Annotated in this window: 16 protein-coding genes; 13 read left to right on the top strand and 3 right to left on the bottom strand. The window is 67.6% G+C overall.

The window, feature by feature from the left end; translation table 11 throughout:
• Nucleotides 1-100 precede the first annotated feature (100 nt).
• From glf to MELE44368_RS03825, 13 genes are all read left to right on the top strand, one after another.
• A complete protein-coding gene (gene glf / locus MELE44368_RS03885; protein ID WP_128107280.1) occupies nt 101-1,303 on the top strand; it encodes a UDP-galactopyranose mutase in 1,203 nt (400 codons plus the stop codon).
• Nucleotides 1,300-3,222, top strand: a complete 1,923-nt coding sequence (locus MELE44368_RS03880) for a glycosyltransferase (RefSeq protein WP_046752740.1) — start codon at nt 1,300-1,302, stop codon at nt 3,220-3,222. Before glf ends, MELE44368_RS03880 begins: the two co-directional genes overlap by 4 nt.
• Nucleotides 3,215-3,763 (top strand): phosphatase PAP2 family protein, encoded by a 549-nt coding sequence (locus MELE44368_RS03875; protein ID WP_064892827.1) that lies wholly within the window; start codon nt 3,215-3,217, stop codon nt 3,761-3,763. The genes MELE44368_RS03880 and MELE44368_RS03875 overlap by 8 nt, the downstream gene beginning before the upstream one ends.
• Nucleotides 3,760-4,722 (top strand): decaprenyl-phosphate phosphoribosyltransferase, encoded by a 963-nt coding sequence (locus MELE44368_RS03870; RefSeq protein ID WP_128107279.1) that lies wholly within the window; start codon nt 3,760-3,762, stop codon nt 4,720-4,722. The genes MELE44368_RS03875 and MELE44368_RS03870 overlap by 4 nt, the downstream gene beginning before the upstream one ends.
• Nucleotides 4,700-6,775 carry a terminal beta-(1->2)-arabinofuranosyltransferase gene (gene zomB, locus MELE44368_RS03865; protein WP_308205872.1) on the top strand — a complete coding sequence of 692 codons (2,076 nt, stop codon included), beginning with the start codon at nt 4,700-4,702 and terminating at the stop codon, nt 6,773-6,775. The genes MELE44368_RS03870 and zomB overlap by 23 nt, the downstream gene beginning before the upstream one ends.
• Nucleotides 6,776-6,866: 91 nt before the next feature.
• Nucleotides 6,867-7,841, top strand: a complete 975-nt coding sequence (locus MELE44368_RS03860) for an alpha/beta hydrolase (RefSeq protein ID WP_128107277.1) — start codon at nt 6,867-6,869, stop codon at nt 7,839-7,841.
• Between the two features lie 129 nt (nt 7,842-7,970).
• Nucleotides 7,971-9,038: an esterase family protein gene (locus tag MELE44368_RS03855; protein WP_128107276.1), complete on the top strand. Its 1,068-nt coding sequence runs from the start codon at nt 7,971-7,973 to the stop codon at nt 9,036-9,038.
• 141 nt (nt 9,039-9,179) lie between these two features.
• Nucleotides 9,180-10,067 carry an alpha/beta hydrolase-fold protein gene (locus MELE44368_RS03850; RefSeq protein WP_128107275.1) on the top strand — a complete coding sequence of 296 codons (888 nt, stop codon included), beginning with the start codon at nt 9,180-9,182 and terminating at the stop codon, nt 10,065-10,067.
• Between the two features lie 55 nt (nt 10,068-10,122).
• Nucleotides 10,123-10,587 (top strand): DUF732 domain-containing protein, encoded by a 465-nt coding sequence (locus MELE44368_RS03845; protein WP_241566466.1) that lies wholly within the window; start codon nt 10,123-10,125, stop codon nt 10,585-10,587.
• An 18-nt stretch (nt 10,588-10,605) separates the two neighbouring features.
• The gene (culp6, locus tag MELE44368_RS03840) at nt 10,606-11,613 is read left to right on the top strand and encodes a carboxylesterase Culp6 (protein WP_128107274.1); all 1,008 of its coding nucleotides are present in this window, start codon (nt 10,606-10,608) and stop codon (nt 11,611-11,613) included.
• A gap of 208 nt (nt 11,614-11,821) precedes the next feature.
• Nucleotides 11,822-13,711, top strand: a complete 1,890-nt coding sequence (gene fadD32, locus MELE44368_RS03835) for a long-chain-fatty-acid--AMP ligase FadD32 (RefSeq protein ID WP_128107273.1) — start codon at nt 11,822-11,824, stop codon at nt 13,709-13,711.
• A gap of 19 nt (nt 13,712-13,730) precedes the next feature.
• Nucleotides 13,731-19,214, top strand: coding sequence for a polyketide synthase Pks13 (gene pks13 / locus MELE44368_RS03830; protein ID WP_128107272.1), 5,484 nt, complete (start codon nt 13,731-13,733; stop codon nt 19,212-19,214).
• Entirely contained in the window at nt 19,211-20,809 is a 1,599-nt protein-coding gene (locus MELE44368_RS03825; RefSeq protein ID WP_128107271.1) for an acyl-CoA carboxylase subunit beta, read from the top strand. Before pks13 ends, MELE44368_RS03825 begins: the two co-directional genes overlap by 4 nt.
• On the opposite strand, the gene MELE44368_RS03820 is transcribed toward MELE44368_RS03825, so the two are convergent.
• The 3 genes from MELE44368_RS03820 to folE are packed head-to-tail and all read right to left on the bottom strand — an operon-like array spanning nt 20,806 to nt 23,644.
• The gene (locus MELE44368_RS03820) at nt 20,806-21,588 is read right to left on the bottom strand and encodes a dihydrofolate reductase family protein (protein ID WP_128107270.1); all 783 of its coding nucleotides are present in this window, start codon (nt 21,586-21,588) and stop codon (nt 20,806-20,808) included. The two genes, MELE44368_RS03825 and MELE44368_RS03820, sit on opposite strands and share 4 nt — an antisense overlap.
• The gene (locus MELE44368_RS03815) at nt 21,585-23,069 is read right to left on the bottom strand and encodes an MFS transporter (RefSeq protein WP_128107269.1); all 1,485 of its coding nucleotides are present in this window, start codon (nt 23,067-23,069) and stop codon (nt 21,585-21,587) included. The genes MELE44368_RS03820 and MELE44368_RS03815 overlap by 4 nt, the downstream gene beginning before the upstream one ends.
• Nucleotides 23,066-23,644, bottom strand: coding sequence for a GTP cyclohydrolase I (gene folE / locus MELE44368_RS03810; protein WP_128107268.1), 579 nt, complete (start codon nt 23,642-23,644; stop codon nt 23,066-23,068). Before folE ends, MELE44368_RS03815 begins: the two co-directional genes overlap by 4 nt.
• Between the last annotated feature and the right edge of the window lie 137 nt (nt 23,645-23,781).

Here is a 23,781-nt window from a genome sequence, read left to right as displayed (position 1 = left end):
GTGACGATGCGGAATCGTGAGCCGATCGCAACCTTCTGCCGTCCGCCACAGCCTTGTCGGATTCGGGCGGGGTACGCGTGTTCGGATACCCTTGCCGTCGATGACAGCTCGCTATGACCTACTTGTCGTCGGTTCCGGATTTTTCGGCCTGACGGTTGCCGAGCGCGTGGCGACCCAGCTGGACAAACGCGTGCTGGTGATCGAGCGTCGCCCGCACATCGGCGGTAACGCCTACTCCGAGCCCGAGCCGCAGACCGGCATCGAGGTGCACAAGTACGGCGCGCACCTCTTCCACACCTCCAACAAGAAGGTGTGGGACTACGTGCGCCAGTTCACCGACTTCACCGGATATCAGCACCGCGTGTTCGGCCTGTACAACGGGCAGGCCTACCCCCTGCCGATGGGGCTCGGTCTGGTCTGCCAGTTCTTCGGCCGCTACTTCACGCCCGACGAGGCCCGTGCGCTGATCGCCGAGCAGGCCGCCGAGATCAAGACCGAGGACGCGCAGAACTTCGAGGAGAAGGCGATCAGCCTGATCGGCCGCCCGCTCTACGAGGCGTTCTTCAAGGGTTACACCGCCAAGCAGTGGCAGACCGACCCCAAGGAGCTGCCCGCCTCCAACATCACCCGGCTGCCGGTGCGGTACACCTTCAACAACCGCTACTTCAACGACACCTACGAGGGCCTGCCGGTCAACGGCTACACGAAGTGGCTGGAGAACATGGCCGCCGACGACCGCATCGAGGTGCGGCTGGACACCGACTGGTTCGACGTGCGCGACGAATTGCGGTCCGCCAACCCCGACGCACCGGTCGTGTACACCGGGCCGCTGGACCGCTACTTCGACTACGCCGAGGGTCGATTAGGTTGGCGCACCCTGGATTTCGAGCTCGAGGTGCTGCAGACCGGCGATTTCCAGGGCACTTCGGTGATGAACTACAACGACCTCGACGTGCCCTACACCCGGATCCACGAGTTCCGGCACTTCCACCCCGAGCGGGACTATCCCACCGACAAGACCGTCATCATGCGCGAGTTCTCCCGGTTCGCCGACGACGATGACGAGCCCTACTACCCGATCAACACCGAAACCGACCGCGCGTTGCTGGCCGCGTACCGGGCCAGGGCCAAGGCCGAAACCGCTTCTGCGAAAGTGTTGTTCGGCGGCCGGCTGGGCACCTACCAGTACCTGGACATGCACATGGCCATCGCCAGCGCGCTGAGCATGTACGACAACATCCTCGCGCCGCACCTGCGGGACGGCGCGCCACTGAGCAACGGCACAGAAAGTAGCAGCGCATGAGTGACATTCCGTCCGGCGCGCTCGAGTCAGGAGAATCCAGGGCCGTCAGCCTGCTGGCGCGCATCATCTCGCCGCGCCCGGGTGAACCGCTCGACGTCCGCAAGCTCTATATAGAGGAATCGACCACGAACGCGCGTCGCGCGCACGCGCCGAGTCGCACCACCCTCGAGATCGGTGCCGAATCGGAGGTGTCGTTCGCGACGTACTTCAACGCGTTTCCGGCCAGTTACTGGCGGCGCTGGTCGACGCTGGACACGGTGGTATTGCGCCTCGAGCTGACGGGCAGCGGACGCGTGGACGTGTACCGCTCGAAGGCCACCGGCGCCCGGATCACCGTGGGTGGTGCCCCGTTCAGCGGCGAGCACGCCGCCGTCGAGTTCGAGATCGACCTGACCCCGTTCGAGGACGGCGGCTGGATCTGGTTCGACGTCACCACCAACAACAGCACCACGCTGCACCACGCCGGCTGGTACGCCCCGCAACCCGCGCCGGGCCGCGCCAACGTCGCGGTCGGCATCCCGACGTTCAACCGGCCGGCCGACTGCGTGAACGCCTTGTCCGCTCTGACCGCAGATCCGTTGGTGGACGAGGTGATCGGCGCGGTCATCGTCTCCGACCAGGGCACCAACAAGGTCAAGGATCACCCCGGTTTCGCCGACGCCGCCGCGGCGCTGGGCAACCGGTTGTCGATCCACAACCAGCCGAACCTCGGTGGCTCCGGCGGCTACAGCCGGGTGATGTACGAGGCGCTGAAAAACACCGACTGCGAACAGATCCTGTTCATGGACGACGACATCCGCATCGAGCCCGACTCGATCCTGCGGGCTCTGGCGATGAACCGGTTCGCCAAGGCGCCCACCCTGGTCGGCGGTCAGATGCTCAACCTGCAGGAGCCTTCGCACCTGCACGTGATGGGGGAGATGGTCGCCCAAGAGAACTTCATGTGGACCAACGCCGTCAACACCGAGTACGACCACAACTTCGCGAAGTTCCCGCTCAGCGACGAAGACGAGCCGCGAAGCAAGCTGCTGCACCGCCGCATCGACGTCGACTACAACGGCTGGTGGATGTGCATGATCCCGCGGCAGGTCGCCGAGGAACTCGGTCAGCCGCTGCCGTTGTTCATCAAATGGGACGACGCCGACTACGGGTTGCGCGCCGCCGAGCACGGCTACGGCACCGTGACGCTGCCGGGCGCGGCGATCTGGCACATGGCGTGGAGCGACAAGGACGACGCCATCGACTGGCAGGCGTACTTCCATCTGCGCAACCGACTGGTGGTCGCGGCCCTGCACTGGGACGGCAACATCTACGGGCTGCTGGCCAGCCACTTCAAGGCGACGATGAAACACCTTCTGTGCCTTGAGTACTCGACCGTCGCCATCCAGAACAAGGCGATGGACGACTTTCTGGCCGGCCCCGAGCATCTCTTCTCGATCCTGGAGTCGGCGCTGCCCGACGTGCGCAAGATGCGCCAGGAGTTTCCCGACGCGGTGGTGCTGCCCGGCGCCACCGCACTTCCACCGCCCTCGGACAAGCGGCGCAAGAAGGTGAAGATCCCCACCAACCCGGTGTCGATCTCGACGCGGCTGGCCCGGGGTGTGGTCCACCAGCTCAAACCGCACGACCCGCAACACCACCGCCGCCCCCAGGTCAACGTCGCCACGCAGGACGCCAGGTGGTTCTCGCTGTGTGTGGTCGACGGGGTCACCGTCACCACCGCGGACGGCCGTGGCGTGGTGTTCCGCCAGCGGGACCGCGCCAAAATGTTTGCGCTGCTTCGTCAGTCGCTGCGGCGCCAACTTCGGATCGCCCGCAAGTTCGACCGCATGCGCAAGGTCTACCGCGACGCCCTGCCGATGCTCACCAGCAAGGAGAAGTGGGAGTCGGTGCTGCTCGAGACGTCGGCGCATGCCTGACCCTCTGGTTGGCGACACCGTGGCACCGCCACGCGGCGAAGAGGCCGTGCTGGTGGCGGTTCAGCGTGCCGTGGCCCGGCGCCCCGGTGTGCTGACCGGTGCGCGGGCGCTGAGCCACTTCGGGGAGCACAGCCTGGGCTGGCTGGCCGTCGCGGGCCTGGGTGCGCTGCTCGCACCGCGCCGCCGGCGCCTGTGGCTGGCCGCGGGCACCGGCGCGTTTCTCGCGCACGCGGCGGCGGTGCTGATCAAGCGACTGGTGCGGCGCGAACGCCCGCACCATCCGTCGATCGCGGTGAACGTCGCGACGCCGAGCCGGCTGAGCTTCCCTTCGGCGCACGCGACGTCCACCACCGCGGCGGCACTGCTGTTGGCGCGGGCCACCGGGCTGCCGCTGCCTGCGCTTCTGGTGCCGCCGATGGCGTTGTCGCGGTTGGTGCTCGGCGTGCATTACCCGACCGACGTCCTCACCGGCGTCGTCGTCGGCGCAGCCGTCGCGGAGGCGGTCAGCACGGTCGCCGACCGAATGGAAGGGGACCGATGAGCATCTCGAAGGAAAGCAGCACAGTGGGCGCACCGCAGTACAGCGACGACCCCGCCCCGGGTAAGGGTCCGCCACGCAACCTGATGACCGGCCTCGTCAAGGCCGTCCGGCCCCGGCAGTGGGTGAAGAACGTCCTGGTCTTCGCCGCGCCGCTCGCCGCTCTCGGCGATGACCGCTACGCCTACGACTACCGCGAAGTCCTGGTCCGGGTCCTGTTGGCGTTCGCGGTGTTCAGCCTGGCCGCATCGGCGGTCTACCTCATCAACGACGCCCGCGACGTGGAAGCCGATCGCGCCCACCCGACCAAGAGGTACCGCCCGATCGCGGCGGGGGTGGTGCCCGAGTGGCTCGCCTATGCCCTCGCGGTGACGTTGATCGCGGGATCGCTGGCCATCTCCTGGCTGGTGACGCCCAACCTGGCGCTGGTGATGGCGATCTACGTCGGCATCCAGCTGGCCTACTGCTTCGGCCTCAAGCACCAGCCGGTCATCGACATCTGCATCGTGTCGTCCGGCTTCTTGATCCGTGCGATCGCCGGCGGTGTGGCCGCGGATGTGCCGCTGTCGCAATGGTTCCTGCTGATGATGGCGTTCGGCTCGTTGTTCATGGCGGCCGGCAAACGCTACGCGGAGCTTCAGCTCGCCGAGCGCACCGGCGCCAAGATCCGAAAGTCACTGGAGAGCTACACCAGTTCCTACCTGCGGTTCGTGTGGACGCTGTCGGCCACCGCGCTGGTGTTGTGTTACGGGTTGTGGGCATTCGAGCGGGACGGCACCGGCGGAACATCGTGGTTCGTCGTGTCGATGATTCCGTTCACGATCGCGATCCTGCGCTATGCCGTCGACGTCGACGGTGGCCTCGCCGGTGAGCCCGAGGAGATCGCGTTGAAGGACCGGGTGTTGCAGCTGCTGGCCGTCGCGTGGATCGGAACCCTGGGTGCCGCCGTATTCCTCAGTTGACCAGCTCACCCTGACGGTCGCGCGCCTGGTGGCGCGCGGACCGCGGTTCGTCTACGACAGAACCGTCCGGTTCAGCCTGTGGGCCAGCGTGCTCGTCGTCGCCGGGTTGTTCACCTGGGGCGCCTGGGAGCGGCGCTGGATCGCCGACGATGGTCTCATCGTGCTGCGCACGGTACGAAACCTGTTGGCGGGCAACGGCCCAGTGTTCAACGCCGGCGAGCGGGTGGAGGCCAACACCTCGACCCTGTGGACGTATCTGGTTTACGTCGGCGCGCTGATCGGCGGGCCGGTGCGGATGGAGTACGTGGTGCTCGTTCTCGCGCTCGTGCTCAGCGTCGCCGGGGTGGTGCTGGCGATGCTGGGCGCCGGCCGGTTGTACGCGCCCAGCCTGCAGGGCAGGCGCGCGTTGATGTTGCCCGCAGGCGTGCTGGTCTACATCGCGCTTCCACCCGCCCGTGACTTCGCCACCTCCGGGCTCGAAAACGGTTTGGTGCTGGCCTATCTGGGCTTGCTGTGGTGGATGATGGTGTGCTGGTCGCAGGCGATGCACGCCAACCGCTCGGCGCAGCGGCCGCCGCCGCGTGCTGGGGCGCCGAGCATCCGCAGGCAACCGCTCGGCGCGGCGTCTTCCGACCCGCGGCAACGGCATGCGGTCAGCGGGTTCTTCGACGGCACACTGGCTTTCGTCGCGGGGTTGAGCGTGCTGGTGCGGCCCGAGCTGGCGCTGATCGGCGGCGGCGCGCTGGTGATGATGTTGGTCGCCGCCCGCGACCGGCGTCGACGCGCGCTGATCGTGCTCGCCGGCGGCCTTGTCCCGGTGCTGTACCAGATCTTCCGGATGGGCTACTACGCGCTGATCTTTCCGGGTACCGCGCTGGCCAAAGAGGCGTCGGGATCCAAATGGGCGCAGGGATTCACCTACCTGGCCAACTTCAATCAGCCCTACCTGCTGTGGGCGCCGGCGATTCTGCTCGCCGGGTTGGCGGCCGTGGTGTTGGTGACCCGCGGGCGGCCGTGGTGGACGCACCGCGCCCCCGCGCCCGGTTACGGACGGCTGGCCCGGATGGTGCAGAGCCCCGCAGCGGTGGTGATCTTCTTCGTCGTCAGCGGCCTGCTGCAGGCGGTGTACTGGATCCGCCAGGGCGGCGACTTCATGCACGGCCGCGTCCTGCTCACGCCGGTGTTCTGCATGCTGCTGCCGATGGCGGTGATCCCGGTCGTGCTGCCGGACACCACCCGAATGGCCCGCGGCGCAGGGTATCTGTTCGTCGGCGCCACGGGTGTGCTGTGGGTCGCGGTCGCCGGTTGGGCATTGTGGGCGGCCAACTCCGGCGGGATGGGCGCCGACGCCACCCGGGTCACCTACACCGGCATCGTCGACGAACGGCGGTTCTACAGCCAGGCCACCGGTCATGCGCATCCGCTCACCGCCGCCGACTATCTCGACTATCCGCGGATGCGGGCGGTGCTGCGGGCGCTGAACAACACCCCTGAAGGCGCGCTGCTGCTGCCTGCCGGCAACTACGACCAGTGGGATGTGGTGCCCGCGATACCGCCGCCGCCGGACGCCCCACCCGAGGTGAGGGACCAAAAGCCGCCCCACACGGTCTTTTTCACCAACCTCGGCATGCTCGGTATGAACGTCGGCCTCGACGTGCGGGTCATCGACCAGATCGGCCTGGCGAATCCGTTGGCCGCGCACTCCGACCGGCTCGAGGACGGCCGCATCGGCCACGACAAGAACCTGTTCCCGGATTGGGCGGTGGCCGAGGGGCCGTTCCTGAAGACGTCGCCGTGGATTCCGGCCTACCTCGACGAAGACTGGGTGGCCCAGGCCGAGGCGGCATTGGAATGTCCCGCCACCGACGCGATGCTGAACTCGATCCGCGGACCGATGGGGCCGCGGCGCTTCCTGTCGAACCTGCTGCACGCCTACCAGTTCACGCAGTACCGGATCGATCGGGTGCCGCTCTACGAGCTGGTTCGATGTGGGCTGGAGGTGCCCGAGTCCACGGCGCCCCCTTACACCGGCATGCCGGCAACGGGGCCCTAGCCGTCGGCGATCTCCCGGTAACACCACACCCTGTCAGCGCGATACACCTGTCGCAGAGCGCCTTTCGTGCGGCGCCGAAAACCCGAAACGGATGGTGAGACCTGTGCGAACCTGGCTTCGCCGCGCGTTGGCGACCACGGCGGCCTTCGTCGTGCTGCCCGGTCTCACCGCGGCGGTCGACGCGGAACCGAGCGCGAACGCGTTCTCTCGGCCCGGCCTGCCCGTCGAGTACCTGGACGTGTACTCGACCGCGATGGGGCGCAACGTGCGCGTCCAGTTCCAACCGGGCGGCGACAAGGCGGTCTATCTGCTCGACGGTCTTCGCGCCCGCGACGACTACAACGGCTGGGACATCGAAACCCCCGCGTTCGAGTGGTTTCTGGACTCCGGTGTCGCCACCGTGATGCCGGTCGGCGGCCAGTCCAGCTTCTACACCGACTGGTATTCGCCGTCGAGCTTCAACAACCAGCCCTATACCTATAAATGGGAGACGTTCCTGGCCAGTGAGCTGCCCCAGTGGCTGGCGGCGAACAAGCAGATCTCCACCACCGGCAACGGCGTGGTCGGGGTGTCGATGTCGGGCAGCGCGGCGCTGATCCTGGCGGCCTTCCATCCGGCGCAATTCCGTTACGCCGCATCGCTGTCCGGGTTTCTGAACCCGTCGGCGCCGTTCATGCAGCAGGCCATCCGGGTGGCGATGCTCGATGCGGGCGGCTACAACGTCGACAACATGTGGGGCGCACCGTGGGACGGGGCGTGGCGGCGCAACGACCCGCTGGTGCAGGTCGGCAAGCTGGTCGCCAACAACACCAGGCTGTGGATCTACTGTGCGCCCGGCGGCGTCACCCCGCTCGACGTGAACGCCGACGCCAACCAGGTATTCGCTGCTCACAGCCTCGAAGCGATGGCGCTGAAGAGCAACAGGGACTTCCAGGCGGCCTATCTGGCGGCCGGCGGCTCCAACGCGACCTTCCATTTCCCACCGGCCGGAAATCACGCCTGGCCGTACTGGGCTGAACAGCTTCAGGCGCTGAAGCCTGACCTGATCGCGACCCTCAACGGTTAAGGAGTGACCAGGCACGATACCTGCGAAATAGAAGGATCACAGCAAGGTGTGGTTGACTGCACGAGCAACGCGGCACGGCCTGAGGGGCATCATCCGCGTGCGGCATACGACAGATGGGATAGAACAAGCATGAAGTTCGTTGGCAAGATCCGGCGTGCGGCGAGCACACTGCCGCGCCGGCTCACGGTTGCGGCGCTCGCGGCAGCCGTGTTGCCCGGTTTCGTCAGCGCCGTCGGAGGCTCGGCGACAGCTGAGGCCTTCTCTCGTCCGGGCCTGCCGGTCGAGTACCTGATGGTTCCGTCCGCGGGGATGGGACGCGACATCAAGGTGCAGTTCCAGAACGGCGGGCCGAACGCACCGGGTGTCTACCTTCTCGACGGGCTGCGCGCCCGCGACGACTTCAACGGCTGGGACATCGAGACCGCCGCGTTCGAGTGGTACCTGGACTCCGGCCTGGCCGTGATCATGCCCGTCGGCGGCCAGTCCAGCTTCTACAGCGACTGGTACCAGCCGGCCTGCGGCAACAATGGTTGCCAGACCTACAAGTGGGAGACGTTCCTGACCCAGGAGCTGCCCGCCTACCTGGCCGCCAACAAGAGCGTGGATCCCAACCGCAACGCGGCCGTGGGTCTGTCGATGGCCGGTTCGGCCGCGCTGACGCTGGCGATCTACTACCCGCAGCAGTTCCAGTACGCCGCATCCCTGTCGGGCTTCCTGAACCTGTCCGAGGGCTGGTGGCCGATGCTGGTCAACATGTCGATGGGCGACGCGGGCGGCTATGACGCCAACGACATGTGGGGTCGCACCGAGGACCCGAACAACGCGTGGAAGCGCAACGACCCGATGGTCAACATCGACAAGCTGGTCGCCAACAACACCCGCATCTGGGTGTTCTGCGGCAACGGCAAGCCCGCCGAGATCAACGGCCGGCTGGCAGGCGACAACTTCAACGCGAAGTTCCTCGAGAGCTTCACGCTGCGGACCAACGAGACGTTCCAGGAGGAATACCTGGCGGCCGGCGGTAAGAACGGTGTGTTCAACTTCCCGTCGGGCGGCACGCATGACTGGCCGTACTGGGGTCAGCAGCTGCAGCAGATGAAGCCGGACATCCAGCGGGTGCTGGGTGCCACCCCGCAGCCGACCACTCCGGTCGACACCGAGGCGGCGGCCCCGGCGGCCGCGGAGACCGGTAACTGAACGGCTGCTTCGGCAACACGTAGTCGACGGCGGCGATCCCCTGCGGGTCGCCGCCGTCAGCCATTTCGGGCGGGTCCATCCTGCCGGTGTGATTGACTACCTCGCGCGGGGACATCAGACGAACGTGAGGTGGCGTAGTTGATGCGTGCATTGTTCCGAGGAATCCTGACGGCGGCGCTGACCCTGGGCATGTGGACCGCCGGTACATCCGTGGCGCCCGACGCCAAGGCCGACGTCGAGATGCTCTTGGTGCCGTCGGCGGCGATGGGCCGCGACATCCCGGTCTCGTTTCTGGCGGGCGGCCCGCACGCCGTCGTCCTACTCGACGCCTTCAACGCCGCACCCGACGTGAGCAACTGGGTGACGGCGGGCAACGCGATGAACACCCTGGCCGGCAAGGGCATCTCCGTAGCTGCCCCGGCCGGCGGCGCATGGAGCATGTACACCAACTGGGAGCAGGACGGCAGCAAGCAGTGGGAGACGTTCCTGGCCGATGAGCTGCCGAACTGGCTGGCCGCCAACAAGGGGCTTGCCCCCAGCGGACACGGCATCGTCGGCGCCGCGCAGGGCGGCTACGGCGCGATGGCGATGGCCACCTTCCATCCGGACCGCTACCGCTTCGCCGGTTCGCTGTCGGGCTTTCTGACCCCCGAACGCACCGGGGTCGACGGCGCCATCACCGCGGGCCTGGCTCAGTACGGCGGCGTCGACACCCGCAACATGTGGGGCTTGCCACAGTTGGGCCGGTGGAAGTGGCATTCGCCGAACGTGCACGTGCAGCTGCTCGCCGACAACAACACCCGGCTCTGGGTGTTCAGCCCCCCCGCCGGTGGCTGCACCGATCCGGCCGCGATGATCGGCTACTGCGACATCGCGCAGGGCACCAACCGCGAGTTCTATCAGCACTATCGCTCGGTGGGCGGCAAGAACGGCCACTTCGACTTCCCCACCTCCGGCAACCATGACTGGGGCAGCTGGAGCGCACAGCTGGCCGCGATGACCAACGAGCTGGTCACCACGATCCGGTAGCCGAAGGTTGCCGCGGCTGCCGGGTCCGGCCCGAAGCGACCGGTACCTTGGAGGCGTGCAACGAGCGGGACTGTGGACGGCGCGTGCGGCGCAGGCGATGCTGGCTTCCGCGACCGTGTTGCTGGCCGGATGTTCGGGCGACGGTGTGATCGCGCTCAGCCAGCCCGACCCGGAGACCGCGACGGTGCACGGCCACGCCGGGGCGGCGCCACCGGGGCCGCCGGCTGCCGGCGGCAAATCGAACGCCCTGGTCGTGACGGACCGGCAACGCGCCTACCTCGACGCGCTCTCCGCCGCGGGGGTGAAACCGTCCAGCGACCTGATGGCGTTGAACATCGGCTCTTACGTGTGCCAGGCCCGTGCGGCCAAACACGGCGAGCAGGCGATCTGGGACATCGTCCACCCGCTGGTACGCAGCGACGCCGGCAGCGACCCACTGTCCGCGACACCACCGTCGGCCGCGGAGGTCGACGCGGCCACCGCCCGCTACATTCGCATCGCGACACAACGACTCTGCTAGCGGGAGCCCGAAACATCCATGGCCAAGACCAATCGGCGGAAACGCCATCGCATCCTCGCGCTCATCGCGGCCGGGGCGGTGGCGCTCGTGGTGGTGCTGATCGCGGTCATGGTGTGGGTGTGGCAGCGCGCGCCGGAGACACCGCCGGGCGCCGTGCCGCCCACCACGGCGCCGCCGGGTGTGGTGGTGCCGCCGAAGAAGCCGCGCCCGGAGTTTCAGGACGCCAGCTGCCCGGACGTCCAGCTGATCTCGATTCCCGGCACCTGGGAGTCCTCACCGCAGATGGACCCCTTCAACCCGGCGCAGTTCCCGATGGCGTTGCTGCTCAACGTGACCAACCCGATCCGCGCAGAGTTCGGCACGGACCGCCTCGAGGTGTACACCGTGCCCTACACGGCGCAGTTCCACAACCCGTTCTCGTCGGACAACCAGATGTCCTACAACGACAGCCGCGCCGAGGGTTTTCACAACACCGTGAAGGCCATGGCCGACATGAACGAGCGCTGCCCGCTGACCAGCTACGTGCTGATCGGGTTCTCGCAGGGCGCGGTGATCGCCGGTGACATCGCCAGCGACGTCGGCAACGGCCGCGGGCCGGTCGACGAGGACCTGGTGCTCGGGGTGGCCTTGATCGCCGACGGCCGCCGCCAGACCGGCGTCGGCCAGGACGTCGGCCCCAGTCCTGGAGGGGTAGGCGCCGAGATCACCCTCGACGAGATCCCGTTGCTCAACGAGTTCGGCCTGGACATGACGGGACCTCGCCCCGGCGGGTTCGGTCTGCTCAACGACCGCACCTACGAGATCTGCGCGCACGGCGACCTGATCTGCTCGGCACCGAAGTCGGCGTTCAACATCACCCAGCTGCCCAAGACGCTGGAAGTGCTCAGCGGCGGGGCCGGGCAGCCCATCCACGCGATGTATGCCTCACCGGAGTATTGGAACGTCAACGGCATGTCCTCCACGCAGTGGACCCTGAATTGGGCGCGGGATGTGATCGATAACGCTCCGCACCCGAAACATGGCTGACCTGTGACCGGACGGATTTGGCGAGGGACAGGCGAACGCCTAACATTAAGAAATAACTAAGACCAGCAAGCGTCGGCACGCCGGAACACGCACCTCAGAGCGCCCACGTGACGCGGGGCTACCACCCGCTACGATCTGAGGGTTTGGGGTCTCGTGGGGTGGCGTGAGCAAGGCGCCGATGCGAGTGGTTCTTGACAGGAGTAAAAGGATGGCCTTCCACAACCCGTTCATCAAAGACGGACTGATCAAGTTCCCGGACAACGGCAGCTTGGTCAAGCACGTCGAACGATGGGCCAAGGTGCGTGGAGACAAGCTCGCCTACCGGTTCCTGGACTTCTCCACCGAACGCGACGGCGTCGCGCGCGATCTGCACTGGGCCGACTTCGGCGCCCGCAACCGCGCCGTCGGCGCCCGGCTGCAGCAGGTCACCCAGCCCGGTGACCGGGTCGCGATCCTGTGCCCGCAGAGCCTGGACTATCTCGTCGCGTTCTTCGGCACGCTGTATTCCGGCCGCATCGCCGTGCCGCTGTTCGACCCGAACGAACCGGGACACGTGGGCCGCCTGCACGCCGTGCTCGACGACTGCGAGCCGTCGGCGATCCTGACCACCACCGAGGCCGCCGAAGGGGTGCGCAAGTTCTTCCGCACCCGCCCCGCCAACCAGCGTCCGCGCGTCATCGCCGTCGACGCGGTGCCCGACGAGGTCGGCGCCACCTGGGAACCCGTCGACGTCGACGAACACACCATCGCCTACCTGCAGTACACCTCGGGCTCGACGCGCATCCCGACCGGCGTGCAGATCACCCACCTGAACCTGGCCACCAACGTGGTGCAGGTGATCGAGGCGCTCGATGGCGAAGAGGGTGACCGCGGTGTCTCCTGGCTGCCGTTCTTCCACGACATGGGCCTGATCACCGTGCTGCTGTCGCCGATGATCGGGCACTACGTCACGTTCATGACGCCGGCGGCGTTCGTGCGCCGTCCCGGCCGCTGGATCCGCGAACTCGCCCGCAAGGAGGGCGACACCGGCGGGACCATCTCGGTGGCCCCGAACTTCGCGTTCGACCACGCCGCGGCCCGCGGGGTGCCGAAAGAGGGCGAGCCGCCGCTGGACCTGTCCAACGTCAAGTGCATCCTCAACGGCAGCGAGCCGATCTCGGCGGCCACCGTGCGGCGGTTCAACGAGGCTTTCGGCCCGTTCGGATTCCAGCCCAAGGCGATCAAGCCCTCCTACGGCCTGGCCGAGGCGACCCTGTTCGTGTCGACCACGCCGATGGACGCCGAACCGACCATCACCCATGTCGACCGCGACGAGCTGAACAACCACCGCTTCGTCGAGGTGCCCGCGGACTCACCGAAGGCCGTGGCGCAGGCCGGCGCGGGCAAGGTCGGCCTGGCCGAATGGGCCGTCATCGTCGACAACGACACCGCCACCGAACTGCCCGACGGTCAGATCGGCGAGGTCTGGATCAGCGGCCAGAACATGGGCACCGGGTACTGGGGCAAGCCCGAGGAGACGGTGGCCACGTTCCAGAACATCCTGAAGTCGCGCACCAACCCGTCGCACGCCGAAGGGGCCCCCGACGACGCCACGTGGGTGCGCACCGGTGACCTCGGTGCCTATCACAACGGTGAGCTCTACATCACCGGGCGCACAAAGGATCTGGTGATCATCGACGGGCGCAACCATTACCCGCAGGACCTCGAGTACTCGGCGCAGGAAGCGACCAAGGCGCTGCGCACCGGGTTCGTCGCCGCGTTCTCGGTGCCGGCGAACCAGCTGCCCGACGAGGTGTTCGAGAACGCCCACTCCGGTCTCAAGCGCGACCCCGACGACACCTCGGAGCAGTTGGTGATCGTCGGCGAGCGCGCGCCGGGTGCGCACAAGCTCGACATGGGCCCGATCGCCGACGACATCCGCGCCGCGATCGCCGTGCGCCACGGTGTCACGGTGCGCGACGTGCTGCTGACGGCGGCGGGCGCCATCCCACGCACCTCCAGCGGCAAGATCGGCCGGCGCGCCTGCCGCGCCGCCTATCTGGACGGCAGCCTGCGCAGCGGCAAGATCCCCAACGCCTTCCCCGACGAAACCGACTGACGGCTGACTTCCGCTGAACATGGCTGATACACAAGACGACTCGCAGCCCACGGGCTCCGACGCGACACCGGAATTCCAACTGGCACCCGAAAAGCCGCTCACGCCGGCCAAGACCGACATGACGGTGGCCGAGATGCGCACCTGGCTGCGCAACTGGATCGCCAACGCCACCGGCCAGTCGCCGGACGCGATCAACGACTCCACCCCGATGGTGGAGCTGGGGTTGTCGTCGCGCGACGCGGTCGCGATGGCCAGCGACATCGAGGACCTCACCGGTGTCACGCTGACCGCGACGGTGGCGTTCCGGCATCCGACGATCGAGTCGTTGGCGACGGTGATCATCGAGGGCGAGCCCGAGCCGGCCGAAGGCTCCGACGACGAGGACTGGACCCGCGATGTCGACGAGGACGTCGCCAACATCGCCATCGTCGGCATCGCCACTCGCTTCCCCGGCGATATGAACACCCCGGAGGAGACGTGGGAGGCGCTGCTGGAGGGCCGCGACGCGATCACCGACCTGCCCGAGGGCCGTTGGGAGGAGTTCCTCGGCGAACCGCGCATCGCCGAACGCGTGGCCAAGGCGCGCACCCGCGGCGGCTACCTGTCCGACATCAAGGGCTTTGACGCCGAGTTCTTCGCACTGTCGAAGATGGAGGCCGACAACATCGATCCGCAGCAGCGGATGGCGCTCGAATTGACCTGGGAGGCACTCGAACACGCCCGCATCCCGGCGTCGAGCCTGCGCGGGGCGAATGTCGGCGTCTACATCGGCAGCTCGCTGAACGACTACAGCTTCCTGGCGATGTCGGACCCGTCGGTCGCGCACCCGTATGCGATCACCGGCACGGCCAGCTCGATCATCGCCAACCGGGTGTCCTACTTCTACGACTTCCGCGGCCCGTCGGTGGCCGTCGACACGGCGTGCTCGAGCTCGCTGGTCGCCGCGCACCAGGGCGTGCAGGCGCTGCGCTCGGGCGAGGCCGACGTCGCGATCGTCGGCGGTGTCAACGCGTTGATCACGCCGCTGGTCACCGTCGGTTTCGACGAGGTCGGCGGGGTGCTGGCGCCGGACGGCCGGATCAAGTCCTTCTCCGCCGATGCCGACGGCTACGCCCGCTCCGAGGGCGGCGGCATGCTGGTGCTCAAGCGACTCGGCGACGCGCGCCGCGACGGCGACGACATCATCGCCGTCATCGCGGGCAGCGCCGTCAACCACGACGGGCGGTCCAACGGCCTGCTCGCGCCCAACCCGGACGCGCAGGCCGAGGTGTTGCGCAAGGCATACAAGGACGCCGGCATCAACCCGCGCGACGTCGACTACATCGAGGCGCACGGCACCGGCACCATCCTCGGTGACCCGATCGAGGCCGACGCGCTGGGACGTGTCGTCGGCAGGGGACGCACCGCCGACAAGCCCGCACTGCTGGGCGCCGTGAAATCCAACGTCGGACACCTCGAGTCGGCGGCGGGCGCGGCCAGCCTGGCCAAGATGGCGCTGGCGTTGCGCAACAACAAGATCCCGCCGTCGATCAACTACGCCGGGCCCAACCCCTACATCGACTTCGACGGGGTGCACCTGAAGGTGGCCGACACCGTCACCGACTGGCCCCGCTACAGCGGACGCGCCATCACCGGGGTGTCCGGGTTCGGCTTCGGCGGCGCCAACGCGCACCTGGTGCTGCGCGAGGTACTGCCGTCCGATCTCGTTGAGCCCGAACCCAAGCCGGAACCCGAACCCGAGAAGCCGAAGCCGTCGGAGGCCAACGCCGTCTATGTGGGCGGCGTGCGGATGGACGAGTACGGCGAGTTCATCGATGAGCCGCTTGCGCGAAGAGAATCAGACTCCGACGATGATGACGACGATGACGGTCTGGACCGGCCGGCGCAGGTCGCCGACGACGAGCCGGAACTGCCCGGGCTGACCGACGAGGCGTTGCGACTGCTCGCGATCGCGCGCGAGGAACTCGAGTCGGGTGAGCAACCGACCCCCGTTGTGCCGCTGGCGGTCTCGGGCTTTCTGACCTCGCGGAAGAAGGCCACCGCCGCGGAACTGGCCGACTGGATCGACAGCCCGGAAGGACGCGCGTCGTCCCTGGAGTCGATCGGCCGTGCCCTGTCGCGGCGCAACCACGGCCGGTCGCGCGCGGTGGTGCTGGCCCGCGACCACGACGAGGCCGTCAAGGGGCTGCGCGCGGTGGCCGAGGGCAAGCAGAACCCCAACGTGTACAGCGCCGACGGACCCGTCACCAACGGACCGGTCTGGGTGCTCGCCGGATTCGGTGCCCAGCACCGCAAGATGGCCAAGAACCTGTACCTGCGCAACGACGTGTTCGCCGAGTGGATCAACAAGGTCGACGCCTACGTGCAGGACGAGCGTGGCTACTCGATCGTCGAGCTGATCCTCGACGATTCGCAGGACTACGGCATCGAGACCACGCAGATCACCATCTTCGCGATCCAGATCGCGCTCGGCGAGCTGCTCAAGCATCACGGAGCCAAACCCGCTGCGGTGGTGGGCCAGTCGCTCGGTGAGGCCGCTGCGGCGTACTTCGCCGGCGGTCTCTCGCTGGAGGACGCCACCCGCACCATCTGTTCGCGCTCGCATCTGATGGGTGAGGGCGAGGCCATGCTGTTCGGCGAGTGGATCCGGCTGATGGCCCTGGTCGAATACTCGGCCGAGGAGATCGAGACGGTGTTCTCCGATTTCTCCGACCTCGAGGTGTGCGTGTACGCCGCGCCCACCCAGACCGTGATCGGCGGCCCGCCCGAGCAGGTCGACGCGATCATCGCCCGCGCCGAGTCCGAGGGCAAGTTCGCCCGCAAGTTCCAGACCAAGGGCGCCAGCCACACCTCGCAGATGGACCCGCTGCTCGGTGAGCTGGCCGCCGAACTCGTCGGCATCCAACCGCAGCCGATCCAGATCGGTTACTTCGCGACGGTGCACGAGGGCAAGTACTTCCGGCCCGGCGAGGTGCTTCACGATGTGGACTACTGGAAGAAGGGGCTGCGGCACAGCGTCTACTTCACCCACGGCATCCGCAACGCCGTCGACAACGGCCACACCACGTTCCTCGAGCTCGCGCCGAACCCGGTCGCGCTCATGCAGGTCGGCCTCACCACGGCGGCGGCCGGTCTGCACGACGCCCAGCTGATCGCGACGCTGGCGCGCAAGCAGGACGAGGTCGACTCGATGGTCGCCGCGATGGCCCAGCTCTACGTGCACGGACACGACCTGGACATCTGGACTCTGTTCCCCCGCGGCGAGTACGCCAACATCCCGCCCACCCGGTTCCGGCGCAAGCCGCACTGGCTGGAGGCGCGGTTCACCGGCGACAGCTCGATGATCATGCCGGGCAACCACGTCGCGATGCCCGACGGACGCCACGTCTGGGAGTTCTCGCCCAAGGGCGAACCGGATCTTGCGGCGCTGGTGAAAGCCGCTGCGGTGCAGGTGCTTCCGGATGCCAAGCTGGTGGCGTCCGAACAGCGTGCGGTGCCCGGCGAGGGCGCCCGGCTCGTGACCACGCTGACCCGCCATCCCGGAGGGGCGAGCGTGCAGGTGCACGCGCGCATCGACGAGTCGTTCACGCTGGTGTACGACGCGGTGGTCAGCCGCGACGGCGCGGTCGGCGCGCTGCCGGTGGCGGTGGCCACGGGTGCGGCTGTCGCGCAACAGGTTTCGGCTGCACCCGCCGAGGAGCCCGAGGAAGAGACCGCGGAGATCCTGCAGGACAACCTGACCGCGGGCGCGGGACTGGCCGCCGGCTTCGCCAAGTGGTCGCCGGACTCCGGTGAGACCATCCACGACCGGCTGGGCGCGATAGTCGGCGGCGCCATGGGCTACGAGCCCGAGGACCTGCCCTGGGAGGTGCCGCTGATCGAGCTCGGGCTGGACTCGCTGATGGCCGTGCGGATCAAGAACCGCGTCGAGTACGACTTCGACCTGCCGCCGATCCAGCTGACCGCGGTGCGCGACGCCAACCTGTACGCGGTCGAGAAGCTGATCCAGTACGCGATCGAGCACCGCGACGAGGTCGACCAGCTCGCCGAGCACCAGAAGGCCCAGACCGCCGAGGAGATCGCCGCCGAGCAGGCCGAGTTGATGGGCGGCGCGACGACCGTCGCCGAACTCGAGCAGGTGCTGGCCGAGAAGACCGGCGTCGCCTCGGAGGTGACCAGCGCGGGCACGGCGACGGAATCCGATGTCCCGGCCGGTGCCGCTCCCGCATCCGATGTCCCGGCCGGTGCCGCTCCGAGCGGCCCGGACATTCCGCCGCCCCCGACGGATCCGTCCGGCCCGGACATTCCGCCGCCGCCGACGGATCCGAGCGGACCCCAGGGTGACGGCCCGTCGCAGTCGGCCGTCGCCGCCGCCACCAAGGTGCTCACCCAGGAGGCGGTCACCGAGGCGCTGGGCGCCGACGTGCCACCGCGCGACGCCGCCGAACGCGTCACGTTCGCGACGTGGGCCATCGTCACCGGCAAGTCGCCGGGCGGCATCTTCAACGACCTGCCCGCGATCGACGACGCGACCGCGACCAAGATCGCCGAGCGGCTGACCGAACGCGTCGACGAGGGCACCGTCACCGTCGACGACGTACGCGCGGCCAAGACCATCGAGGAGCTGGCCACCACCGTCCGCGAGTACCTCGAAGGCGGCAAGGTCGACGGGTTCGTGCGCACCCTGCGCGCGCCGAAGGAAGGCTCGGACCGGATCCCGGTGTTCGTGTTCCACGCGGCGGGCGGATCGACGGTGGTGTACGAGCCGCTGCTCAAGCGGCTGCCGGCGGACACCCCGATGTACGGCATCGAGCGGGTGGAGGGCTCGATCGAGGAGCGCGCCCGCGAATACGTGCCGAAACTGTTGGAGCTCAACGGGGACAAACCGTTCATGCTGGCCGGCTGGTCGCTGGGCGGGGTGCTGGCCTACGCGTGTGCGATCGGGCTCAAGGAGGCCGGCGCCGACGTCCGCTTCGTCGGGCTGATCGACGCGGTGCGCCCGGGTGAGGAGATCCCGCAGACCAAGGAAGAGACCCGCGCCCGCTGGGATCGCTACGCCCGCTTCGCCGAGCGCACCTTCAACGTCGAGATCCCCGAGATCCCCTACGAGGAACTCGAGAAGCTCGACGACGAGGGCCAGGTGAGGTTCGTCCTCGACGTGGTGAGACAGAGCGGGGTGCAGATCCCAGGCGGCATCATCGAGCATCAGCGCACGTCGTATCTGGATCAGCGGGCCATCGACACCGCCGAGATCCGGCCCTACGACGGCAAGGTGACGCTGTACATGGCCGACCGCTACCACGACGACGCCATCTACTTCGAGCCGCGGTACGCGACGCGGGCGCCCGACGGCGGCTGGGGCGAGTTCGTTTCCGAGCTGGAGGTCGTACCGATCGGGGGCGAGCACATCCAGGCGATCGACGAGCCGTACATTGCGAAGGTCGGCGCGCACATGAGCGAGGCGATCAGCCGGATCGAGTCTGAGGAGAAGCAGGCCAAGTGACCACGGAATCGATTCCGCCCACCCGCACGGAATCTCTCCCGCCCACCCGCACCAAGACCACCGCCGAACTGCTCGCCGAGCTGCGCGAGAAGCTGGAGCAGGCCAAGGAACCCGCGGGGGAGAAGGCGGTCGCCAAGCGGGCGAAGAAGGGCATTCCGAGTGCCCGCGAAAGGATCCACGCGCTGCTCGACCCGGGGAGCTTCCTCGAGATCGGCGCGCTGTGCAAGACGCCGGGTGACCCGAACGCACTGTTCGGCGACGGCGTGGTGACCGGGCACGGCCGGATCAACGGCAGGCCGGTCGGCGTGTTCAGCCACGACCAGACGGTCTTTCAGGGTTCGGTCGGCGAGATGTTCGGCCGCAAGGTCGCCAAGCTGATGGAGTGGGTGGCGATGGTCGGCTGCCCGATCATCGGCATCAACGACTCCGCCGGGGCCCGCATCCAGGACGCGGTGACGTCGCTGGCGTGGTACGCCGAGTTGGGCCGGCGTCACGAGCTGCTGCGCGGCCTGGTGCCCGAGATCTCCATCATTCTCGGCAAGTGCGCAGGCGGCGCGGTGTATTCGCCGATCCAGACCGATCTTGTGGTCGCGGTGCGCGATCAGGGCTACATGTTCGTCACCGGCCCCGACGTCATCAAGGACGTCACCGGCGAGGACGTGTCGCTCGACGAGCTCGGCGGCGCCGACGCGCAAGCCCGCTACGGCAACATCCACCAGGTGGTCGAGGACGAGGCTGCGGCGTTCCAGTACGTCCGCGACTATCTGAGTTTCCTGCCCGCCAACACCTTTGACGACCCGCCGATCGTCAACCCCGGGCTGGAACCTGAAATCACCCCGCACGACTACGAACTCGACTCGATCGTGCCGGACAGCGACAACATGGCCTACGACATGCACGAGATCCTGCTGCGGATCTTCGATGACGGTGACGTTTTCGACGTCGCCGAGCAGCAGGGCCCGGCGATCATCACCGCGTTCGCCCGTGTCGACGGACGTCCGGTCGGGGTGATCGCCAACCAGCCGATGCACTTGTCCGGCGCGATCGACAACGAAGCCTCCGACAAGGCCGCGCGGTTCATCCGGTTCTGCGACTCCTACAACCTGCCACTGGTTTTCGTGGTGGACACCCCCGGCTTTCTGCCCGGTGTGGAGCAGGAGAAGGGCGGCATCATCAAGCGCGGCGGCCGGTTCCTCAACGCGGTCGTCGAGGCCGACGTGCCGAAGGTGACGATCACGATCCGCAAGTCCTATGGCGGCGCGTACGCGGTGATGGGGTCCAAGCAGCTCTCTGCCGACCTGAACTTCGCGTGGCCCACCGCCCGCATCGCGGTGATCGGCGCCGAAGGCGCCGCGCAGCTGATCATGAAGCGGTTCCCGGACCCGAACACGCCTGAGGCGCAGAAGATCCGGGCCGACTTCATCGAGGGCTACAACCTGAACATGGCGACGCCGTGGATCGCCGCCGAGCGGGGCTTCATCGACGCGGTGATCCAGCCGCACGAGACCCGGCTGTTACTGCGTAAGTCGCTGAACCTACTGCGTGACAAGCAGATTCAGCGGGTACAGCGTAAGCACGGCCTGACGCCGATCTAACCCTTCCGTGCTCGCGCCTCGAGACCGGCGCGAACCCATCGGACGATGATGGTGCCGTCGCCGCCGAGCAGGATGTCTTTGCGCTGCATCCGAAGCTGGACATGCTCCGGTGTCGCAGCGATCCGGTGAGCCGGTCCGGCCACCACCATGGGGCTGGTGGTGAGACACAGCTCGTCGATCTCATCGGCGGCGACCAGCTGGGAGAACAGGGTGGGACCACCCTCGACCAGAACTCGGTTCAGCCCCAGTTCGCCCAGGCCGTCGCGGATTGCGCCAGAGGCGATCTCGCCGTCCGGCAACTCCCGTACGATCGCTCCGGCCGCGCACAGAGCTCGTGTCGCCCCGCTCGGTGCACCGGAGGCGACGAACACAATCGGTCGCTGGGCGGGATCGTGCAGCAGCTGCGGTGGGATCACGGCGCGGCTGGACACCACCGCCAACCGCAGCCCCGGCGACAGGCCGTGTGAGAGTCGCCACGGGCGCGCGTCCCCGGCCACCTGGATGTCGGCGTAGGGTTTGGACGCCGCGGTGGTGGCGCCGACAAGGACGACGTCGGCGACTTCACGCAACCGTTTGAACACCCGGCGGTCCGTGTCCGTCCCCAACTTTCGGCCGGCGCCGTCGAGCGTCACGGCCCCGTCCACGCTGACGATGAAGTTCGCGCGGAGCCGGGGACGAGTCAGCGGGCCGGGATAGGCGAGAAGGTCGCGCAACGCGTCGTCGGTGAGCGATTCGGGCTCGTGGACGGCCGGATGGCCGATCCCGGCAAGTGTGGTCATGGCGCGGTGCTCGCATTCAACTCCGGTTGTCCTTTCACCGTCGTGAGCCGTCGCGGCGCGTGCGGATGGGCGACGAAGAAGAGCGTGGTGATCGCACCCAGTCCCGCGGCGAAGGCCGGCAGGAGCATCGACTGAGCCATCGCGCCGGCGAAGGACTCTTTGAGCGGGCCGGAGATCTTCCCCGCGCCGTCACCGAGGTGGGGGTCAAGCAGCGCCGTCATCACTGCGACGATGCTGGCGCTGCTGAGCACCGCGCCCACCTGCCGGGTCGTGTTGTACACGGCTGAGCCGGCGCCTGCCAGATCGGATGGAAGCGTACGGGAGGCTATCGCGGCCAACGGTTCCCACGTGAACGCACCTGCGGCGCCGATCACCGTGAGCGGTAAGAGCAACCGCCAGATGGGGGTGGCCGGGTCCATCTCCAACGACAGCCAGACCAGCGCGACGGTCATCGCCGCGAAGCCCGGCCCGACGACAGCGCGCGGATGGGCACGGTCGACGAGCCTGCCCGCGATGGGGGCCAGAACGCCGGTCGCGATGGCCAGCGGCACCGTCACCAACGCCGCGTGTGTGGCGGACATCCCGCGCACCTCTTGCAGGTAGAACATCAGCGGAACGACGAATGCGGCCACCGCGAAGCTGGTCAGCCCGATACCGGCGTTGGCAAGGCTGAAGTCGCGGTGGCCGAACAACTTCAGGGGGACCAGCGGCTCGTGGCGCTGAACCGATTGCCAGATCACGAACACCGCAAGGAGGAGGAGCCCACCGACGAGGCAGCCCCAAATCCAGTGCCCCCAGTCGTAGTTTCGGCCCTCCTGCACACCGAACACGATCAGTCCGATCCCTGCCATGGACAACAGCACGCCGACCACGTCGAAGCGGTGTCGTCGGCCCGGCAGCGCGGGAACCAGCCGCCGCGCAAGCAGAATTCCCAGCACGCCGACCGGGACGTTGAGGAAAAAGATCCACCGCCAGCCCAGTCCGTCCACCAGAAGACCGCCGGCCAGCGGGCCAACGAACATGCCGATCGCTGCGGTCGCGCCCCAGATACTCATCGCGACACCGCGCCGCTCGGCAGGAAAGGTACGGGTCACCACGGACAACGTCTGCGGCGTCAGCAGCGCGGCCCCGACGCCCTGGGCGACCCGTCCGGCGATCAACATGCCGATGGAGCCGGACATGCCGCACCACAGCGAGGCCGCGGTGAAGAGCGCCAAGCCGGCCAGGTAGACATTCTTCGGACCGAACCGGTCCCCGAGCCGTCCGCCCACCAGCAGCAGGACGGCAAACATCAGCAGGTAGGCGCTGGTCGCCCAGATGACCGCCTCGTAGGTGGCGGCGAACTCCTGTTTGATGACCGGGTTGCCCACCGCGACGACGGTCGAGTCGACGACGATCAGGAAGAAGCCGACCATCATCGCCCACACCGCGCCGAACGGCTGACTGCACGCCGGCCAGGGCGGATTCGGCGCCGAAGTCATTTGCTTGACAGCAGACGCAGCGCTTCAGCCCGCGGCGCCGCATCGGTTCTGAACTGACCGCGGACCGCGGAGGTCGTCAGGACGGATCCCGGTTTTCGCACGCCGGGCATCGGCATGCACACGTGCTCGGCCTCCACGACGACAATGACAGCGCGGGTATTCGAATTGGTCTCAATCGCGTCAACGCGTTGTCCGGTGAGCCGTTCTTGCGCCTGTGGACGTCTGGCGTGAAAATCGACCAACCGTGCAATTTTCGACCGGTCGGTTATCCGCTCATCCTCGTCCGGAAGATAGCCAACATGGGCGACACTTTGGAATGAAACCAGGTGATGTTCGCACGTCGAGTGCGTCGGAATTTGCTTAATCGGTACGAGCTCGCCGTGTTGTTCATCGAAAATCGCCGTGCGTATGTCGTCGTGACCGCAGTACACGCCGCCCCATGTCTCTTGGGGAGGATCTTCTCCGATCGCGAGAAGCAAATCGAAAATGGCGGGCTCGACGGCCTTTCGGTCGAGTAATTTCCCTCGCGCGACTTTGCCATTGGCGGTGCGTGACGCTTGCGGCGACTGCGACATTACGCCCCCTCGGCGCGCCCTGGAATGGCGCTATTCTGCAAAAGAAATGCGCTGGTATAGCCAAACTATTAGCAGAGCTTTTGCGTCAGCGTCACTCCTTTTGCAGAATCGCCGACGGCCCGCGTATCGAAAGACGC

This window comes from Mycolicibacterium elephantis DSM 44368, assembly GCF_004014805.1.
GTDB lineage: Bacteria > Actinomycetota > Actinomycetes > Mycobacteriales > Mycobacteriaceae > Mycobacterium > Mycobacterium elephantis.
The sequence above is the reverse complement of the archived record's forward strand: the minus strand, read 5'-3'. Positions and strand labels throughout refer to the sequence as shown.

Coding starts and splice junctions, on each gene's coding strand:
- glf (WP_128107280.1), top strand. CDS start 101: ATGACAGCTCGCTATGACCTACTTGTCGTCGGTTCCGGATTTTTCGGC.
- MELE44368_RS03880 (WP_046752740.1), top strand. CDS start 1,300: ATGAGTGACATTCCGTCCGGCGCGCTCGAGTCAGGAGAATCCAGGGCC.
- MELE44368_RS03875 (WP_064892827.1), top strand. CDS start 3,215: ATGCCTGACCCTCTGGTTGGCGACACCGTGGCACCGCCACGCGGCGAA.
- MELE44368_RS03870 (WP_128107279.1), top strand. CDS start 3,760: ATGAGCATCTCGAAGGAAAGCAGCACAGTGGGCGCACCGCAGTACAGC.
- MELE44368_RS03860 (WP_128107277.1), top strand. CDS start 6,867: ATGGTGAGACCTGTGCGAACCTGGCTTCGCCGCGCGTTGGCGACCACG.
- MELE44368_RS03855 (WP_128107276.1), top strand. CDS start 7,971: ATGAAGTTCGTTGGCAAGATCCGGCGTGCGGCGAGCACACTGCCGCGC.
- MELE44368_RS03850 (WP_128107275.1), top strand. CDS start 9,180: ATGCGTGCATTGTTCCGAGGAATCCTGACGGCGGCGCTGACCCTGGGC.
- culp6 (WP_128107274.1), top strand. CDS start 10,606: ATGGCCAAGACCAATCGGCGGAAACGCCATCGCATCCTCGCGCTCATC.
- fadD32 (WP_128107273.1), top strand. CDS start 11,822: ATGGCCTTCCACAACCCGTTCATCAAAGACGGACTGATCAAGTTCCCG.
- pks13 (WP_128107272.1), top strand. CDS start 13,731: ATGGCTGATACACAAGACGACTCGCAGCCCACGGGCTCCGACGCGACA.
- MELE44368_RS03820 (WP_128107270.1), bottom strand. CDS start 21,588: ATGACCACACTTGCCGGGATCGGCCATCCGGCCGTCCACGAGCCCGAA.
- MELE44368_RS03815 (WP_128107269.1), bottom strand. CDS start 23,069: ATGACTTCGGCGCCGAATCCGCCCTGGCCGGCGTGCAGTCAGCCGTTC.
- folE (WP_128107268.1), bottom strand. CDS start 23,644: ATGTCGCAGTCGCCGCAAGCGTCACGCACCGCCAATGGCAAAGTCGCG.